Source organism: Aquimarina acroporae, assembly GCF_023195925.1.
Classification (GTDB): Bacteria; Bacteroidota; Bacteroidia; order Flavobacteriales; family Flavobacteriaceae; genus Aquimarina; species Aquimarina acroporae.
The window spans coordinates 179,125-197,288 of record NZ_JALPRE010000012.1 but is presented as its reverse complement, the minus strand read 5'-3'; the positions used below and the strand labels follow the sequence as shown (position 1 = coordinate 197,288).

At 33.8% G+C, this 18,164-nt stretch carries 17 protein-coding genes; 15 read left to right on the top strand and 2 right to left on the bottom strand.

Annotated features, from left to right (window positions below):
- The first annotated feature begins 4 nt into the window (after positions 1-4).
- The 4 genes from cobT to cobC all read left to right on the top strand — a co-directional run bounded on the left by cobT (position 5) and on the right by cobC (position 2,715).
- Positions 5-1,042, top strand: a complete 1,038-nt coding sequence (cobT, locus tag M0D21_RS18215) for a nicotinate-nucleotide--dimethylbenzimidazole phosphoribosyltransferase (protein WP_248332130.1) — start codon at positions 5-7, stop codon at positions 1,040-1,042.
- Positions 1,043-1,103: 61 nt separating this feature from the next.
- Positions 1,104-1,454 carry a hypothetical protein gene (locus M0D21_RS18210; protein WP_248332129.1) on the top strand — a complete coding sequence of 117 codons (351 nt, stop codon included), beginning with the start codon at positions 1,104-1,106 and terminating at the stop codon, positions 1,452-1,454.
- On the top strand, positions 1,451-2,212 hold the full coding sequence (locus M0D21_RS18205; RefSeq protein WP_248332128.1) for an adenosylcobinamide-GDP ribazoletransferase: 762 nt from the start codon (positions 1,451-1,453) through the stop codon (positions 2,210-2,212). The genes M0D21_RS18210 and M0D21_RS18205 overlap by 4 nt, the downstream gene beginning before the upstream one ends.
- Positions 2,197-2,715, top strand: coding sequence for an alpha-ribazole phosphatase (gene cobC, locus M0D21_RS18200; RefSeq protein WP_248332127.1), 519 nt, complete (start codon positions 2,197-2,199; stop codon positions 2,713-2,715). The genes M0D21_RS18205 and cobC overlap by 16 nt, the downstream gene beginning before the upstream one ends.
- Here cobC and M0D21_RS18195 read toward each other — a convergent pair.
- Positions 2,712-3,368 carry a Dph6-related ATP pyrophosphatase gene (locus tag M0D21_RS18195; RefSeq protein WP_248332126.1) on the bottom strand — a complete coding sequence of 219 codons (657 nt, stop codon included), beginning with the start codon at positions 3,366-3,368 and terminating at the stop codon, positions 2,712-2,714. The two genes, cobC and M0D21_RS18195, sit on opposite strands and share 4 nt — an antisense overlap.
- Positions 3,369-3,437: 69 nt before the next feature.
- Here M0D21_RS18195 and M0D21_RS18190 point away from each other — a divergent pair, with 69 nt between their 5' ends.
- A complete protein-coding gene (locus M0D21_RS18190) occupies positions 3,438-4,577 on the top strand; it encodes an ABC transporter substrate-binding protein (protein WP_248332125.1) in 1,140 nt (379 codons plus the stop codon).
- Between the two features lie 51 nt (positions 4,578-4,628).
- Positions 4,629-5,609: a FecCD family ABC transporter permease gene (locus M0D21_RS18185; RefSeq protein ID WP_248332124.1), complete on the top strand. Its 981-nt coding sequence runs from the start codon at positions 4,629-4,631 to the stop codon at positions 5,607-5,609.
- Positions 5,610-5,631: 22 nt separating this feature from the next.
- On the opposite strand, the gene M0D21_RS18180 is transcribed toward M0D21_RS18185, so the two are convergent.
- On the bottom strand, positions 5,632-7,575 hold the full coding sequence (locus M0D21_RS18180; RefSeq protein ID WP_248332123.1) for an ATP-binding protein: 1,944 nt from the start codon (positions 7,573-7,575) through the stop codon (positions 5,632-5,634).
- A 126-nt stretch (positions 7,576-7,701) separates the two neighbouring features.
- Here M0D21_RS18180 and M0D21_RS18175 point away from each other — a divergent pair, with 126 nt between their 5' ends.
- From M0D21_RS18175 to M0D21_RS18135, 9 genes are all read left to right on the top strand, one after another.
- Positions 7,702-8,280 (top strand): DUF1572 family protein, encoded by a 579-nt coding sequence (locus tag M0D21_RS18175; protein WP_248332122.1) that lies wholly within the window; start codon positions 7,702-7,704, stop codon positions 8,278-8,280.
- A 138-nt stretch (positions 8,281-8,418) separates the two neighbouring features.
- Positions 8,419-9,537 (top strand): DNA polymerase III subunit beta, encoded by a 1,119-nt coding sequence (dnaN, locus tag M0D21_RS18170; protein WP_248332121.1) that lies wholly within the window; start codon positions 8,419-8,421, stop codon positions 9,535-9,537.
- Between the two features lie 343 nt (positions 9,538-9,880).
- Positions 9,881-10,282, top strand: a complete 402-nt coding sequence (locus M0D21_RS18165; protein WP_248332120.1) for a hypothetical protein — start codon at positions 9,881-9,883, stop codon at positions 10,280-10,282.
- 96 nt (positions 10,283-10,378) lie between these two features.
- Positions 10,379-11,380, top strand: a complete 1,002-nt coding sequence (locus M0D21_RS18160) for an NAD-dependent epimerase/dehydratase family protein (protein WP_248332119.1) — start codon at positions 10,379-10,381, stop codon at positions 11,378-11,380.
- A complete protein-coding gene (locus M0D21_RS18155; protein WP_248332118.1) occupies positions 11,377-12,231 on the top strand; it encodes an alpha/beta hydrolase family protein in 855 nt (284 codons plus the stop codon). Before M0D21_RS18160 ends, M0D21_RS18155 begins: the two co-directional genes overlap by 4 nt.
- An 11-nt stretch (positions 12,232-12,242) precedes the next feature.
- A complete protein-coding gene (locus M0D21_RS18150; protein ID WP_248332117.1) occupies positions 12,243-13,178 on the top strand; it encodes a threonine ammonia-lyase in 936 nt (311 codons plus the stop codon).
- Positions 13,179-13,438: 260 nt separating this feature from the next.
- Positions 13,439-13,798, top strand: a complete 360-nt coding sequence (locus M0D21_RS18145; protein WP_248332116.1) for a BlaI/MecI/CopY family transcriptional regulator — start codon at positions 13,439-13,441, stop codon at positions 13,796-13,798.
- Positions 13,798-16,545 carry a M56 family metallopeptidase gene (locus tag M0D21_RS18140; protein WP_248332115.1) on the top strand — a complete coding sequence of 916 codons (2,748 nt, stop codon included), beginning with the start codon at positions 13,798-13,800 and terminating at the stop codon, positions 16,543-16,545. Before M0D21_RS18145 ends, M0D21_RS18140 begins: the two co-directional genes overlap by 1 nt.
- A 128-nt stretch (positions 16,546-16,673) precedes the next feature.
- Positions 16,674-18,155 (top strand): S41 family peptidase, encoded by a 1,482-nt coding sequence (locus tag M0D21_RS18135; RefSeq protein ID WP_248332114.1) that lies wholly within the window; start codon positions 16,674-16,676, stop codon positions 18,153-18,155.
- The last annotated feature ends 9 nt before the right edge of the window (positions 18,156-18,164 follow it).

Below are 18,164 nucleotides of genomic sequence, written 5' to 3'. Positions count from 1 at the left end.
GTCAATGGATTTCAAAATTGAACCTATTTCTAATCCACAATTAGAACAAACACTATTGCATAAAATCAACACCAAAACCAAACCTATTGGTGCTTTGGGAACTTTGGAAGACGTTGCTTTTCAGATCGGAAAAATTCAACAAACGCATGATCCAAAACTCAAACAACCCACCATCATTGTATTTGCCGGGGATCATGGTATTGCAAAACAGGGAGAAGTAAATCCATACCCTCAAGAAGTTACCGCTCAAATGGTGTATAATTTTTTAAATGGTGGTGCTGCCATCAATGTATTTTGTAAACAGCATCAAATCGATCTGAAAATTGTGGATGCCGGTGTAAATCATAATTTTGAGACTTCTAATGGACTTGTCAATGCAAAAATAGCAATGGGTACCAAAAACTACCAGGATGCACCAGCTATGAGTATAGAAGAATACCATAAGGCCATAACTACTGGGTCAGAATTGGTAAAAGACACCTTTAAAAAGGGATGTAATAGTATAGGTTTTGGAGAGATGGGAATTGGTAACACCTCTTCTGCATCTTTACTCATGTCTTATTTCACTAATATATCAATTGAAGAATGTGTCGGTTCGGGAACAGGTCTTGATAATAATGCGATTGTTAAAAAACAAAATATTTTATCTCAGGTATTTAATCAATATACTATTACTTCACCTGTAGAAGCGTTAACTCATTATGGCGGTTTTGAAATAGTAATGATGGTTGGAGCTATATTAAGAGCTGCAGCATTAAAAATGACCATTATTATTGATGGTTTTATTGTAACCGCAGCGCTTCTAGCAGCTCATGCGCTAGATAAAAACGTTTTAGATTACTGTATTTTTGCACATACCTCTGGAGAACAAGGGCATCAAAAAATGTTAACATTTCTGAATAAAAAACCTCTTTTGAATCTAGGTATGCGTTTGGGTGAAGGGACTGGAACTGCAGTAGCATTTCCTATTATAGCTTCAGCAGTAGCATTTTTAAATGATATGGCTAGTTTTGAAAGTGCTGGTGTTTCTGAATCTAAATAATATTGAAACAAAATAACTATTAGCTTTTTTTGATTTAAACTGAAAACAATCATATAAGCCTATGAAATTTGGTATTCTCTCTATAGTAATAAGCCTCATTGGATGTTATTTTTTGTATCGATTTCATACGTTTATTTATGAAACCATGCTCCTTTCAGAAATAGATATTCTTAACCAGAACAAAACCACACCTGTTCCAGAATTAGAGTCTTATATAAGACTCTCCAAAATAGTTTCTGTGAGTATAAGTCTACTAGGACTTTACTTAGGAATCATGGCATACCGAAAAAGACCACAAGTAGGCGTTTTGAGTATCTCTTTTGCTGTTACTTTGTTGTTGCTAAGTTTTGTTCCTTTTTGGTTTTACATGTTAGAGGGGGCTATTACAGAATTTAAAAATTCCTTATCATGAAAAAGGAGATCCATATATTTTTTACTGCTCTTATGTTTTTCACACGAATACCCTGTCCAAAATGGGTAAATCATGACCCCACCTATTTACGATTAAGTGCAAAGTATTTTTCTTTGGTCGGTATTTTAGTAGGAAGTATTGGTGCTTTTGTTTTTTATGTATCTTCTCTACTATTTTCTATTGAGATTTCATTACTACTATCTATGGTTTCGACAATATACACCACGGGAGCCTTTCATGAAGATGGTTTTGCAGATGTATGCGATGGCTTTGGAGGCGGTTGGACCAAGGACAAGATTCTTTTAATTATGAAAGACTCTAGACTAGGCACTTTTGGCTCTGTCGGACTTATGTTGTTACTCGCCATCAAATTCATGGCCTTGCTAGAGATTAATCCTGATTATATTCCCATAGCTTTAATTGCCGGTCATAGTCTTAGTCGATTCATCGCAACCACATTAATTTATACGCATAGTTATGTACGTGAAAATGATGATAGTAAAGCAAAACCGGCCGCCAAACATATTTCTTTGAGTATGGTTATTATAAGTGGAATTTTTGGCATACTGCCAGTGTTCCTTTTTCAAAACCCTTGGATTTTCCTTGCTTTAATCCCAATGTATATATCTAAAGTTTTCTTAGGAGTAAAATTTAAAAAATGGATAGGTGGTCAAACTGGAGATTGCGCTGGGGCGGTTCAACAATTAAGCGAAGTCGTATTTTACCTTTCAACTATAGGGTTATGGAAATATATTTGATAAGACATACCACTCCAAACATTGGAAAAGGAATTTGCTATGGTCAAAGTGATCTTGGTGTTACTTCATCTTTTGACATAGAGGTAGCTCAGATTCATAGACAAATACCGATTCAGGAAATTTCAACTGTATACAGCAGTCCACTACAACGATGCAAGTTATTAGCAAATACATTCTCGAAACCTGTGATTTGTGATAACCGTCTCAAAGAATTGAATTTTGGAGATTGGGAACTACAAGCATGGGATGATATCCCGAAAGAACAGTTACAACCATGGATGGATGATTTTGTAAATGTAACCGTTCCTAATGGAGAATCCTACATAATGCTACAACAACGAATATTAGAATTTTATGCTTCTCTTGATCTATCTTCCAAAGAAAAGATTATTGTCGTAAGCCATGCCGGTCCCATAAGAGCTCTCTTAGCCCATCTTCAGAATATTACATTAAAAGATTCTTTCAATATAAAAATTGCCTATGCAGAGGTGTTCTCCATTTAGATCAAGTTTAATCGCGCAAAGTTGTAATTTGATGAAGTCTCTTTTTCAATGACCTCTACATTCAGTGCATTTCTAAACAAAGGAGCATTGATCACCAAAGTGTGGTATTCTCCATTTTCACCACATGCATCTACACCTAAAGTTTCGAACTCTTCGACTAGTTCTCTGTTTATTTGTCTTCCCAAAAAATCTGGTCCCAATGTTTGGTTGCAAGATGTAATTATTGCCTCAATACCATAATCTATCATTTCTAAAACCAATTCTTTTCTTGATTGTTGCCAAAGAGGTAACATTGGATTCAAATTCGCTGCCTTAGATACTTTTTCTTCCCATTCTCTATGAGAATCTATATCGATATCTCCAAAAACAGAATGCTGTAAGTTATAAGATTGTGTCAAAGAGGTAAGGTTTTCAATATAAAGACGTTCATAATCATTCCAGGTACTTTCAAAAAAATGAATTGGTAAATCGAGTGCATCAGCCTGTGCCTTCAAAATTTCTTTTGGTATCCCGTGAGAACGAGAACGATCTCCAAACTCATTGAGTACAGTAAGCAAAACCGAAGGTTTAAACTCATTACTCACCGCCTTATGAAAAGCATAGCAACTATCTTTTCCTCCGCTCCAAGAGCATAAAAATGTTTTTGTTTGCATTCGGTAAAATTAGGTAACTAATTTCAAATTAGAATTACAGTGTTTTGTTACTTTTACAAAAAAATATCTATGAGAACTTTTTTTTTGATTGCAATTTCCTTGTTTTCATTTTTAGGATGTAAGCAAAAGCAAGAAAATACAGAACAGCTCACGGTGATGTACCTTGCTCCACAAAAAATAGAATATGCCAAAGGACTAACTATAGAACATCACAAAACTTACAAAAAAATAAGAGTTCATACTCCTTGGCCAGATGCACAAAAAGAACTTATTTATGTTTTACATCCTAAAGGAACTGATAAACCCTATACTTCTAATGAAGATGTTTTTGTTCAGGTCCCTGTAGAAAGAGTTGTTGTTACTTCTACCACAGACATCCCTATGTTAGAGTATCTTGGTTTGGAACAAAACTTAGTAGGGTTTCCCAATACAGATTACATATCTTCAGAAAAAACAAGAAAACTAATAGATAGTGGCGCCATAAAAGAATTGGGTAAAGAATACAATTTAAATACCGAGGTCGTATTAGAATTATCTCCAGATCTAATTATTGGATTTTCTGCTTCTGGAGATACTAAAGCCTATGATTTGATTCAAAAAACAGGTACTCCTGTAGTAATTAATGGTTCTTGGATGGAGGAACATCCATTAGGAAGAGCTGAATGGATAAAATTCGTAGCTGCTTTTTTTGGAAAAGAAGCTATAGCGAAAGATGTGTTTGAAGGTATTAAAAAAGACTACATTGAAGCTTTATCCTTAGCACAAAACACCAACGCATCACCAACTATATTATCTGGTAATATGTTTAAAGACATTTGGCACGTTCCTGGAGGAAACAGTTATGTTGCCAAATTTTTGAAAGATGCCCATACCACCTATTTATGGCAAGACGAACAAAATACCGGCAGTATAGCGCTAAGTTTTGAGAGTGTACTTGAAAAAGCGCAAAAAGCAGATTTATGGATTGGCGCCGGTAGTTCTAAATCGCTAGATGAGCTTAAAGAAAAAAATCATCAGTACGCCCTATTTGAAGCATTTAAAAATAAAACCGTATATTCTTCTTCATTAAAAACTGGTGCTAAAGGAGGTTTAATATATTATGAACTCGGTCCTATGAGACCCGATCTTATCCTAAAAGACATTATTAAGATCGCTCACCCCGAGTTATTAAGCGAATATGAACCCTATTTTTTTGAAAAACTTGACTAATTGACCCCAAACAAATCATACAAAAAAGTTTTTATTGGCATAACTATTTTTATGCTAGTTTGTTTTATAACCAATATTAGCCTTGGTTCGGTATTTATTCCTTGGTTAGATACTTTAAGTGCATTGGTAGGTGGCCCGGTAGAAAAAGATTCCTGGAGACATATTATTATTAACTATAGACTTCCAAAGGCGTTCACCGCTTTAATTGTTGGTAGCGGTCTTGGTGTTTCTGGACTTATGATGCAGACATTATTCCGTAATCCTCTTGCTGGTCCTTTTGTTTTAGGTATAAGTTCTGGAGCAAGGTTAGGTGTTGCAATTTTAATTTTGAGCAGTGCTTTTACAGGAACTTCATTGTCATTATTTTTAGTTTCAAAATGGGGACTTGTCATTGCGGCAAGTTTAGGAAGTGTACTGGTTCTAATCGCAGTTATGCTAGTTTCTGCAAAGGTTCGGGACACTATGGCTATACTAATTATAGGACTTATGTTCGGAAGTATCACCGCAGCGGTGGTGAGTGTACTTTCATATTTCGCTCCTATGGATAAGTTACAACAATTTACATTTTGGGGATTTGGTAGTCTAGGTAACTTAAGTTGGGGCGATTTACTTATTTTTTCTGGAATTTTTATGCTGGGTATACTCTTATCAATACTATCGATAAAACCCCTTAATACCTTATTATTAGGTGAAAACTATGCTAGAAGCCTTGGACTTAATATAAAAACAAGTAGATTTTTAATTATTATTTCTACAGGATTGTTAGCTGGTAGCATTACAGCCTTTGCCGGCCCAATTGCTTTTATAGGATTAGCCGTACCTCATCTCACAAGGCAGTTATTTCATACCTCTGATCATAAAACCCTAATTCCTGCGGTAGTACTTATTGGTAGTATAATTATGCTAATTTGTGATACCATTTCTCAAATCCCCTCTAGCGAATACACACTACCGATTAATGCCATTACTTCATTAATTGGAGCTCCGGTTGTAATTTGGCTTTTGGTAAGAAAGCGTAAAATGCTATTTTAAAGCTTATCAAAATTATACCTACTTATGGCTTTAAAGGTATTTCTATACTTACTATGGTCCCTCTACCCAATTTAGAATCTATATGTGTAGCTCCATATAACTTTTGTACCCTGCCCTCTATATTGTTTAAACCTATACCCGCAGATACCTTACCTTGATCAAACCCTTTACCATTATCTTCATAAACCACTCGTAGGTTGTTTTGAACTGCATCTATTTGTATATCTACTTTGCTTGCATCTGCATGTTTAATGGTATTTGTAATGAGTTCTTGAAATACTGAAAACAATTCGTTGTGAAAAAAAGCATCAATTCCATTAATCTCGCCTTCTTGATAGGTAGAAATATCAATAGTTAAGTCACTTGCATTCCCAATGTTTTCCATGTATTCCTTTAGCAACTTTGTAAAATTGGAATGACTAAATTTATCTGGGACCAAATCATGAGAAAGTACTCTAACTTGCTCATAAGTGTCATCAAGTTGATTATAAATTAGATCTAAATTATTCAAATCTTCTTTAACCGTACCGAACTGAAGCTTTATAGCAGCTAAATTCCCCCCTATCCTATCATGAAGTTCTTGAGCTATTCGTTTTCTCTCTTGATCCTGAACATTTATTGATGTTTTAATAAGTTTCAACTCTTGATTTCTAATCAAAGCCTCAATTTTTTGCTCTCCAATTTCCCTTTCTCTTTTATGAAGTAAACTTTGCCCTTTTAACTTTTGGTAATACATAAATAGCAAACCAATTAAAGGAACAAGAATAATCATAAAGGCATACAATATGATTTCTTTTTGAGATTGTTGTTTTTTAATCTCTAAGCTTCTTAATTCCTGATCTTTTTTTAGAACCGATATCTCTTTTTCCTTCTTTAATGTTTCATATTGCACCTCCAACTGAGCGATTTCCTTATTTTTTTGTAAATTAGAAATAGAATCCTGTAACTGGTTTTTCTTCTCCGTAAACTCTAGAGCTTTTCGATAATTATTCTCTAAAAGTGCAATATCTTTTAATTTGTGGTAGACATACCATTGTTGTTTCAGAAAACCTGAGTTTTGAGCAATCCCCAATACTTCATTATAGTTTTTTTTGGCTTTAGAAAGCTCTTTTTTTCCAGTGAATACTTCTCCAATATTTATCATATTATTTAGAATGATCAAAGGATAATCGTATGCTTTTGCTATTTTCAAAGATTCATTAAAATATGTTAGAGCTTCATCATCTTTGTACATTTCCAGATATACCGCACCAATATTCATTAAAGTGACTGCCTTACCTCTATTGCTATTCGTAGAAGCGGTATCATAATACTCTAAAGCTTTCTTATGAAAAAAAAGAGCCTGGGTATAATTTTTTAAATCCAGATAACACAGCGCAATTGAAGAATAACGCTCTGGGTTCTCTTTATATTTAAGAGCCGACATATAAACTTCTAAGGCTTTATCTACATTTCCCATAAGTCTATGGGTTATTGCTAAATTTGACAATAAATCATCCAGAATTTCATAATCTCCAAGTTTCTCGGCGGTTTCTATTCCTTTTAAAGCCCATTTTTTACTATCGGCGATTAGATTTTTATCTCGAGATGCATTTGAAAGTGTTAAGTACAAAACCGAAAGAGTCTCTAGTGATAAAGCGTCTTCTTTTGTATCTATAAGTTTAACTCCTCTATTGGCATAAAACAATGCAGAATCTATAGCATACTTATAATAATGAAACAAAGCCAAAACCTTATTTCCTTTTATTTTGTTATCTAAGATTTTAGTTCTTTTCAAAACATCGTGACTAATATGAAAAGCTTCATCTCGTCTTTCATCTTCCTTTCTTACATAATCTTCCGCTTTTTTAAGTAGTTCCTGGTCATCCACATCTGAGAATTGGGAATTAAATTGGGCTTGAGAACTAGCAATACCACTCAATATAAATGTAGATAGAAAAACAATATATTTATAAAAATAAGACATGGTAAGGGGTAGGAAGTTTAACAATGTACAAATTGGTTGTATTTATAGGTCAAGTATAATAAAATTATATCAAAACCCTTTATTTATTAGTCTTAGATAAGTTTTATCTTTATAAAAACTTCCTTTATGAACAACTCTCAGTATTTAGACGGTATAAAAAAACAATTTTTGTACTACAAGTCTTTAGGTGAAAAGACTATAGATCAACTACCTCAAGAAAAATTATTCTGGCAATATAATAATGACAGCAACAGTATTGCGGTCATTGTAAAGCACCTATGGGGGAATATGATGTCGAGATGGACAGATTTCTTAACTTCTGATGGGGAGAAAGAATGGAGAAAACGAGATGCAGAATTTGAAAGTGATATAAGAACAAAAGACGAATTGTTATCAAAATGGCAAGAAGGATGGGACTGTCTTTTTGAAGCCTTGGCCAGTATTAACGAAGCGAATTTTAACACTCCCGTGTATATTCGTAACATCGAGCATAGTATCACCGATGCTATTAATAGGCAACTGGCACATTATTCATATCATATCGGACAAATAGTGTTTCTCGGTAAAATGATTGCGGGTACAAAATGGGAAAGTCTATCTATTCCAAAGGGGAAATCCAAAGACTACAACCAGAAACGTTTTTCTGTACCTAAACATAAGGCGCATTATACTGATAAACTTATGGATAAGACTAAAGACTCTTAGCTAATCTTATTCATAATTAAGCTCGATAGTCAATAACTCCTACCTGTTTGTTAATAACTATGGTTTTGTGCATACCAAAATCCTTATTGAATACAATTATATTTGCGTAAAACTGTACAAAATAAGTCACACATACATATGAAATTTATAGTATCCAGTTCATATTTGTTAAAACAACTTCAGGTTTTAGGGGGAGTAATAAGCAATAGTAACACCCTACCAATTCTAGATAATTTCTTGTTCGAATTAGATAATAATTCTTTATTGGTATCGGCTTCAGATCTTGAAACAACAATATCTGCTAAACTGGAAGTAGAATCTGGTGATCAAGGTACAATTGCTGTACCAGCCAAGTTATTGTTAGAAACATTAAAAACCTTCCCAGAGCAACCGCTTACTTTTGTGGCTGGAGATAATAATACTGTAGAGATTAGTTCTAATCATGGTAAATATGCCTTGGCATATGCAGATGGAGAAGAATTTCCAAAGGCAGTCGAACTAGAAGATCCTAGTGCCACTACTCTTCTGGGAGATGTCCTGGCAACTGCAGTGAGTAAAACCATATTCGCTACCGGAAATGATGATCTTAGACCAGTAATGAGTGGAGTGTTTTTTCAATTCTCTACCGAAGGCTTAACTTTTGTAGCTACCGATGCACATAAACTGGTTAAATATACTCGAGAAGATGTTACTGCATCGCAATCTGCAGAGTTTATCATGCCTAAAAAACCTTTGAATCTCCTTAAAGGAATTTTGGCAGGTAGTGATAGCGAAGTATTGATCGAATATAATGAATCCAATGCAAAGTTTTCTTTTGATGAAACGCAATTAATCTGTCGATTAATAGATGGGAAATATCCTAATTATGAGGCCGTAATTCCAAAAGAAAATCCTAATAAATTAACCATTGCCAGAACACAATTCTTAAATTCTGTTCGTAGGGTTTCTATTTTCTCTAACAAAACAACACACCAAATTCGTTTAAAAATAGCTGGTGCAGAACTTAATGTTTCTGCCGAGGACATCGATTACTCAAACAAAGCTGAAGAACGATTAACTTGTGATTACCAAGGGGATGATATGCAAATTGGGTTTAATTCTCGATTTTTGAGTGAAATGCTTAGTAACCTAAATGCAGATGATGTACAACTAGAAATGTCATTACCCAATCGTGCCGGAATTCTAACTCCTGTAGATGGGCTTGATGAAGGAGAATTTGTGACAATGTTGGTGATGCCAGTAATGCTAAATAATTAGAAATAATATTTTTATAATACATAAAATCCAATCCTATACGGGGTTGGATTTTTTGGTTTTTAGGTTTTCTTTGGAATCTACCCGTTTTTATAGTATGTTTATAATGTATATTATATAGCCATGACCAGAATTTTGGTATGATTATAGTGATATGTAATTAAGCATTTTGAAGCAGACTATATCGAACAATAGAATCGACTTGGTAAATGAACACCAAAAAAATGAGTCAAAACTATTAAGTTGTAAGGACTGGTCTTAATGAGCAAACCGAAGCACTTAAAAAGTAAATAAGACAACAGAAATAACCCAAAACATAGAATTATATAACCCAAACGTATCGATCATGAAATTTAAATTAATAGCAATTCTTTTTATTGCAGGAATTATAGCAAGCGGATTTACGACCGAAAAAGAAGTTTATGATGGCATCGTCTATCAACTAGATGTAGAGTCATTAACAGGAAAACCGGAGACATTCAGTTTAAAAATTGTAAGTACGCCATATGGTAAAACTGAATCTAAAGAAATAGTGTTAAATAATGTACAAACTCCTTTTGAGAAAACACTATTAGATGGAACACATGTTATCTCAATTGATACCTATTCAGACAAAAAAACAATACAAGGTACTATAATTGGCTTAGTAGACGGGAAGAAAAAAACAGGAGCTTCATCGGTTAATGAAGAAACCAAAACTATTACACTGTATGCAGGCCCCGATGGCAAATGTGGTGCTGCTCAATAAACTATGAGTATTCAATACAAAAAATAAAATAACACAATCTTATATAGCGCTTCGAAAAGCGCTATATTTATTTAATAGTAAACAGGATACGATTATATGAAAAAAATTGGGGTTATTGGAGCTACTGGAATGCTTGGGCATCATGTTGCCAAACTAATTCAAAGTTATCCAGAAAATGAGCTAGTAGTTATTCATAGAGAAACCTCAAACCTATCTACCATAAGCGATTTAAATTACACTTCAAGAGTTGCAGATCTCAACAATTTTGAGAGTTTAAATAACGCTTTCAAAGAATTAGACTATGTTTTGAACTGCGCTGCTTACTACCCTACTGTACCTAAACCTCTAAAGGAAGAACTTAAAATTGCGAACTTACAAATGAAAAACTTTGTAAATGCTATTACCGAAAACAACATAAAAAAAGCACTATACTTAGGAGGATCTATCGCTATTCCTAAATCTGAAAATGGTATTGCCGATGAAGAGTTAAGATACAAAAGTACCCCTGGGAATCGATCTGCTTATGTTCAGGTAAAATGGTTGATGGACAAAATTGCCAGAAAAGCGGGTAAGATTGGAGTTCCTATAGTAATAGGCATACCATCAATGACTTTTGGTGAATATGATTATGGTCCGTCTACCGGGAGAATTATTACCAATACCGTAAACCAAACCTTACCAGGTTTTGTAAATGGCAATAGAAACGTGGTATATGCTGGTGATGCTGCACGTGGATTAATTTTGGCATGTTTAAAGGGAAGGGTCGGTGAACGATATTTAATAACCGGTGAGAATATCTCGATGGCAGAATTAATCAAAAAAATTACATTAATTGGTGGAATATCAGAAATGCCAAGAAAAATCCCACTACATGTAGCTAAACTTGTATCAAAGATCAAAATGACCAAATACAAATTACTTGGAGGAGAATTACCTTTACTTAATGATACTGCAATCGCAGTAATGTCTGCTGGTCAGTTTTTAAATGGTGAAAAAGCCAAAATAGAACTTGGGTATGAACCCAAAACCAATATAGATACAACTATCAAAAAAACCTTAGATTGGTTTAAAAGTCAAAATTATATAGACACAAAATGATAGAAGCACAAATTCATGCTACAGATGGATATCTGCTATCGGCTAATATTTATGCTGCCAATTTAAGCATAGATAAAAACAAAGTGCTCATTATTAATTCTGCAACTGCAGTTGATAAAAAATTATATCATCATTATGCTATGTATATCTCACAGCAGGGGTATATGGTTATCACCTATGATTATAGGGGCATTGCAAACTCAAGACCCAAAAAATTAAGAGGCTTTGAAGCCTCCTTTTTAGACTGGGGGAAAAAAGATTTTGAAGGTGTTCTAAATTTTGTTTCTCAAAAATTCCCATCTCAAAAAGTAGTAGTTTTTGGACATAGTATAGGAGGTACTATTATCGGCATGACCGAAAAAAACAAGATCATTAGTGGTGTGATTAATATTGGAGCACAAACCGCATATTATAAAGACTGGGACAAAAAACAGCGAAGAAAAATCTATTTTCTATGGCATATTGTTCTACCATTCATTACCGCTATTTTTGGGTATTTCCCTGGAAAAATGCTTAGAATGTTAGAGGATATCCCGAAAGGAGTAATTACACAATGGCATGGTAGAAGATTACATGAAAATATGAGAATGCAATTAGAATCCAACGGTATTAAATTCTATTACCATACTTACCTCAACAAACTACTAACATTGGGCGTTGAAGATGATCCTATAGGTACAGAGATTGCAATCAAAAGAATTCATGACGCTTTTGAATCCTGTGATAAAGAATTGAGCATAATAAAATTAGTAGAAGTTCCTACCACTAAAATTGGTCATTTTGGTTTTTTCAGTAGAAAATTTAAAGAGTCTCTCTGGCAACAAACATTAACATGGTTTAATGCTATCTAAAATAAAATACTATGACACTACAAGATATTAAAGATGGTCATTCTAGAATACAACCTCATATACATAGAACGCCAGTATTAACTTCGAGATTATTGAATAAAATTTCTGGTGCTACCATTTTCTTTAAATGCGAAAATTTTCAGCGTATGGGAGCTTTTAAAATGAGAGGAGCTACCAATGCTATTCTACAGCTAACCAAAGAACAAAGGAACAAAGGAGTCGTTACACACTCTTCTGGGAATTTTGCACAAGCTTTATCTCTGGCCGCTCATAGTCTTAATGTACCGGCATATATTGTTATGCCTTCTACCGCTCCGCAGGTAAAAAAAGATGCTGTGAAAGGCTATGGAGGTCATATTATAGAATGCCCACCTACCTTACAGGATAGGGAAAAAACCGCCTTAAGTATTCAAGAGGAAAAAGGAGCTACGTTTCTTCATCCATCAGATGATCTTGATGTTATAATTGGTCAGGGAACTGCTGCTATTGAACTTTTAGAAGATCATCCAGATCTAGAATATATCTTCACCCCCGTAGGAGGCGGTGGATTAATAGCAGGTACCGCACTTGCCGCACATTTTTTTGGAAATAATTGTACTGTGATTGGTGGAGAACCCTTTGAAGTTGACGATGCCTATCGATCTTTAAAAAGTGGTAAAATTGAAACCAATACCTCCACAAATACTATTGCCGATGGATTAAAAACTCAATTGGGTGATATTAACTTTCCTATAATAAAAGAACATGTTTCAGAAATCATTAGAGTTGAGGAGCAAGAAATAATCGATGCCATGAAACTCATCTGGGAGCGTATGAAAATTATTATAGAACCTTCATGTGCAGTTCCCTTTGCGTCATTATTAAAGGATAAACATAGGTTTAAAAATAAAAAAATAGGCATTATCCTTTCAGGTGGGAATGTTGATTTAGGTAATCTCCCCTTCTAAATACAAAAATAAATTTTTAAGAGTTTAGATCCTCTTTTTACTGAATCTTCAAGTTCGAGATCTAGTAATATTTCATTTTTACTCGTTATTATTTGCTTATCCCTTCTTACAAAAGAATTTATTATTTTTTTAACAGAGCACCAAAACGTCTTTATTTACAATGCTTTACATACATCAATACTAATTAATTAGTTGTATTACTAATAAATTAGTTGTACTACTAAAAAATTAGTAGTATGTTTGTGTTATAAAATTGAATCATGCAAAAATTAGCCAAGAGAGAAGAACAAATTATGCAAAGTTTATGGAAACTTAATAAAGCTTTCATAAAAGAAATTATTGCAGAGTTACCAGATCCTAAACCACATTACAATACCACTGCTACTATTGTAAAAATTCTTGAAGAAAAAGGTTTTATTAGTCATGTGGCCTATGGAAACAGTTTTCAATATTATCCATTAATTTCTAAAGATGATTATCAAAAAGAAGTTGTGGGCGACGTGGTAAACAATTATTTTGATAACTCTCCCCTAGCCTTGGTGAAATTTTTTGCTAAAGAAGAGAAAATAAACACCAAAGAATTAGAAGAAATTATACAACTGATCAAAAAGAAAAAATAATGGACTATATTATTCATAGCTCGGGATTAATAGCATTTTCATATATCATCTATCGTTTTTTTCTTTCCAAAGAGACTTTTTACGGCTTAAACCGATGGGTATTATTAACATTGGTAATTCTTTCGTTTACCTTACCGTTAATAGCTGTTCCCGAAAGTTTATCTTTTAGAAATTTGGTAGAGGAAGAGGCTATTATTGCTCCACTCACCGACTCTTCTTCAATTGAAATTTCGCAAGGTACAATGACAATGGAAGAAGTTCCTAATGTTGAAACTTCACCTTCAACTTATGAATCAACAAGCAGCGCAATAGGGTGGAAAACTATTCTGAAATATATCTATTTTCTCGGAATGTTGGTATTTGGTATTCATTTCCTAATCCAACTTGGAGTACTTTTATACAGAATATTGAAATACCCAACCATTGAAGTCGATGATTATAAGATTATCGAAACCAATAAAAAACATGCGCCTTACTCGTTTTGGAATCGCATATTTATGAATCCGAGTCAATACAATCCCGATACGTATCTACAGATTCTGAAACATGAACAAATGCATATTAAAGGAAAACATAGCCTCGATATGCTTTTGGTAGAATTATTAGTGATGCTGCAATGGTTTAATCCCTTTGCATGGTTGTATCGAAAAGCTATAGATAACAACCTAGAATATCTAACCGACGACGGTATGCTTAATATTGGCGAAGACAAAGAAAATTACCAGTTGAATCTTTTAAAAGTTTCGACTCCTAATATGCCAACGGGTTTGGCAACAAGTTACAATCAATCATTTCTCAAAAAACGAATCCTTATGATGAATTCTAAAAAATCAACCGCAAAATCAGGATGGAAATACCTAATCATTATTCCATTACTTGCTTTATCTGTATTTTCCTTTAACCCGATAAAGCCAAACACAACATTAACCCATGAAGATACTTCTTCAGATATGCCATTGGATGTAAATTCTGAAACTATAACCGAAGATACTCGAGATTTCACCAAAGGAGTATGGGATGCCGAACTGGGTGGAGGAAAACTATGTGTGATGTACCGAAGTGCAGAGCCTCTAAAACGAAGTTATTGGTCCACGACAAGATGCTATGACCCTTCATATTTTAGCAACTTTCCTAAAGGAGACCGTCGAGAGCTTAAAATAACCGGTGACGCTGGTACCATGACCTACACAGGCGAATTTGATAACAAAATTGGTGATGGAAGATACACCTTTACCGCCGATGAGCGTTTTGTAAAATCTCTTAAAGCCTACGGATTACAAGCCGAAGGAGGAGATCTTGTTCACTGCTTTCTTACTGGTTTTGATAATACATACCTGGCATACCTAAAAGCAGAAAATCTTGACATCAACCAAGATGACTTTGAAGATATTATTCACAAAGCACTTCCGTTAGACAAATTAAAACTATACAGAAAAGAGTTAAAAAGGTTAGGCTATACCGAGTATACAATGGAAGAAATTAGCAAACTTAACTTATTTGATGTTGATATAGACTATATCAAGTTTATCAACAAAATTAATGGTAACAAGGTTTCTCTAAGAAAAATTACCAAGGCTAAAATTCATAACCTTTCCCCTGAATTTATAAAATCTTATTCAGACAAAGGCTACGGAAAATTATCGCTAGATGAATATATAAAATTAAAAATTCACGATGTAACTCCCGATTATATTGCTACTTTTAAGAAGGAAGGTTACGGAAACATCTCTACCAAGGAGGCTAAAAATCTTAAAATTCATAACGTAACACCAAAGTTCATTAATTCTTTTAAAGCTGTGGGATATAACAATATTACTCTTAAAGAAGCAAAAGAGCTCAAGATTCATAATGTCACTCCTACTTTTATTAAAAGTATCAAGAAAATTGGATATCCTAATGTTACATTACAAGAAGCAAAAAAATTAAAAATCCATAATGTAACTCCAGAGTTAATTAATGCTTACAAAAAAGCTGGCCAAGAGAATCTTTCTTTAAATGAAGCTGTTAAATTAAAAATTCATAATGTAACTCCAGGCCAGGTAAAAGGTGCAAAAAATTATTCTTACGAATCCCAAGATTCAGATTCTGAATCAAGTTCAACCAATAGCTTTGGAAGTAGTAAACAAGAGTTTCAAAACACTCCAAATGATTACATCAAACAATTTAAGACTCTAGGGTATGACAATGTTTCTGTAGATCAAATCATTTCGTTAAAAATACACAATGTAACTCCTGAGTTCATTAAAATGTTTAACAATGCTGGATATAAGAACATTCCTCTTGATGAAGTTGTAGGTTTAAAGATTCACAATGTAACTCCGGAATTTATAAATTCCTTCAAAAAAGCGGGCTACAAAAACATATCCCTTAATGATGCTAGAAGCTTAAAAATACATAACATCTCGCCAGATGCTGCAGAAGCTTACGCAAAGCTTGGGTATACCAACATTTCATTAGATCAATTGAGATCATTAAAGATACACCGCGTATCTCCAGAATATGTTGCAGAATTCAAAAAGTCTCGATTTGGAGATCTACCATTAAATGAAATTGTATCTTTTAAGATTCACAAGGTTACTCCAGAATTTGTAAAGTCTTTTGAAGATCTAGGGTATAAAAACATTACTGCAGACCAGGCACAAAGTCTAAGAATTCATAGAGTTACTCCTGAATTTGTAAAATCATTAAAAGAGCAGGATAAAGATATTTCATTAGATCAAGCCATAAGAATCAAGATTCACTTTTAAACATTTTATGGTTTAACAAACATTCATCAATCAAAAAACGAAATATTGCTAATTCTTGTGCAAAAACAGCCTAATCAGCTACATTAAAATAAATAGCCCAAGAAATTTCAGTTCCTGAAGTTATGTTAATGAATAAGAACAGAATTTACCGGTCAATACTTGTAAGTTTACTAATCGTGATGCAAACCGCAAGAGCTCAAGAGCATTTAATTTACGAGCCCGGACAAATGCTGGCAGATTTGAAAAAGTTTAAAAATGTTTTGACTAAAGTACACCCTGGAACCTTTACTCATCAAACTTATCAAGAGTTTGATCAAATGGTAAATGTATTGAAGTTTCAAACTTCCAAACCAATGCAAGCCAAAGAATTCTATAAAGTTATTCTTAGACTTGTCGCAAATCTGCATGATGGACATACCCAAGCATATTCATTCGGTAAACTTGGAAATATCATTAATAACCAAAAAAGGTTCCCGTTTCAGATATACATTAAAGATGAACGATTATTCATCGTAAAAAATTTAAGTTTACAAGAAATCATAGAGGGATCAGAAATTCTTTCTATAAACGGGAACTTAAGTAATGAGATAATTTTCGAAATATTAGAACATTATTCTTCAGATGGTAAAAGTCATAACGGAATGCGACATTGGCTGGGAGGACCATATAAACCCTTCTACAACATCTATCCTGAAATTTTTGGAGAGCAAGCTACATATGATTTGGTGTATCGAGATGTTGAGACCCATAAAATCGCAAAGACCAAGGTTAAATCTATTTCAAAAGAGGATTATAAAAAAAGAGAGTCTATAAGGTATACAACAAAAGCAACAACTGAAGAGGCTTTTAGTTTTGATATTAACAAAAATGACAATTATGCGTATTTAAAAATAAACCGCTTCTTTAAGACAAGTTATGATGAACCCGAAAATACTTATCCCATTTTCTACAAACAATGTTTTAAAGAAATTGCTTATAAAAATATCAAAAACCTTATTATCGATTTAAGGAATAATGGGGGTGGAAAAGCAAGTAACGCTGCTTATCTACTGCAATACCTTGTTAATCAAAATTTCACCCCTGCTAAAGAAATCACAACCATGGGGGATGACAAGTACTTCTTGAACATTCTTGGAGACAGTCTTAACCTGAATGAGCCCTTTGGGTTAAAACAAAAAAAAGATGGCACATACAAAGTTACAGACCACAAATTATTAAGAGATTTGATGAACTACGCCCCTATTGAAGAATATCAATTTAAAGGGAAGTTAATCGTTCTTATCAATGGAGGAACTTCCTCTGCAGCAGGTATTGCTGCCGGCTTACTAAAACAATATACAAATGCCAGCTTAGTTGGAACAGAGACCTATGGGTATGCCGGCATTAGCAATGGTATTCGTCAAATTTCGGTTAAAGGGGATCATACTGAGGTAGCAATCTATTTACCTCTGCTACACGCTAAATACAACATAAACAAACATATTCAGAAAAGAACAGTAGTCCCAGATTACAATGTTTCTAGTTCCATTAGAGATATTGTTGATGGTAAGGATGTTATTCTACAATTTGCATTGAAAAACCTGTTGACGACCTCCAATAAAAATCAATAAAAAACAAAA

Coding starts and splice junctions, on each gene's coding strand:
- cobT (WP_248332130.1), top strand. CDS start 5: ATGGATTTCAAAATTGAACCTATTTCTAATCCACAATTAGAACAAACA.
- M0D21_RS18210 (WP_248332129.1), top strand. CDS start 1,104: ATGAAATTTGGTATTCTCTCTATAGTAATAAGCCTCATTGGATGTTAT.
- M0D21_RS18205 (WP_248332128.1), top strand. CDS start 1,451: ATGAAAAAGGAGATCCATATATTTTTTACTGCTCTTATGTTTTTCACA.
- cobC (WP_248332127.1), top strand. CDS start 2,197: ATGGAAATATATTTGATAAGACATACCACTCCAAACATTGGAAAAGGA.
- M0D21_RS18195 (WP_248332126.1), bottom strand. CDS start 3,368: ATGCAAACAAAAACATTTTTATGCTCTTGGAGCGGAGGAAAAGATAGT.
- M0D21_RS18190 (WP_248332125.1), top strand. CDS start 3,438: ATGAGAACTTTTTTTTTGATTGCAATTTCCTTGTTTTCATTTTTAGGA.
- M0D21_RS18185 (WP_248332124.1), top strand. CDS start 4,629: ATGCTAGTTTGTTTTATAACCAATATTAGCCTTGGTTCGGTATTTATT.
- M0D21_RS18180 (WP_248332123.1), bottom strand. CDS start 7,575: ATGTCTTATTTTTATAAATATATTGTTTTTCTATCTACATTTATATTG.
- M0D21_RS18175 (WP_248332122.1), top strand. CDS start 7,702: ATGAACAACTCTCAGTATTTAGACGGTATAAAAAAACAATTTTTGTAC.
- dnaN (WP_248332121.1), top strand. CDS start 8,419: ATGAAATTTATAGTATCCAGTTCATATTTGTTAAAACAACTTCAGGTT.
- M0D21_RS18165 (WP_248332120.1), top strand. CDS start 9,881: ATGAAATTTAAATTAATAGCAATTCTTTTTATTGCAGGAATTATAGCA.
- M0D21_RS18160 (WP_248332119.1), top strand. CDS start 10,379: ATGAAAAAAATTGGGGTTATTGGAGCTACTGGAATGCTTGGGCATCAT.
- M0D21_RS18155 (WP_248332118.1), top strand. CDS start 11,377: ATGATAGAAGCACAAATTCATGCTACAGATGGATATCTGCTATCGGCT.
- M0D21_RS18150 (WP_248332117.1), top strand. CDS start 12,243: ATGACACTACAAGATATTAAAGATGGTCATTCTAGAATACAACCTCAT.
- M0D21_RS18145 (WP_248332116.1), top strand. CDS start 13,439: ATGCAAAAATTAGCCAAGAGAGAAGAACAAATTATGCAAAGTTTATGG.
- M0D21_RS18140 (WP_248332115.1), top strand. CDS start 13,798: ATGGACTATATTATTCATAGCTCGGGATTAATAGCATTTTCATATATC.
- M0D21_RS18135 (WP_248332114.1), top strand. CDS start 16,674: ATGAATAAGAACAGAATTTACCGGTCAATACTTGTAAGTTTACTAATC.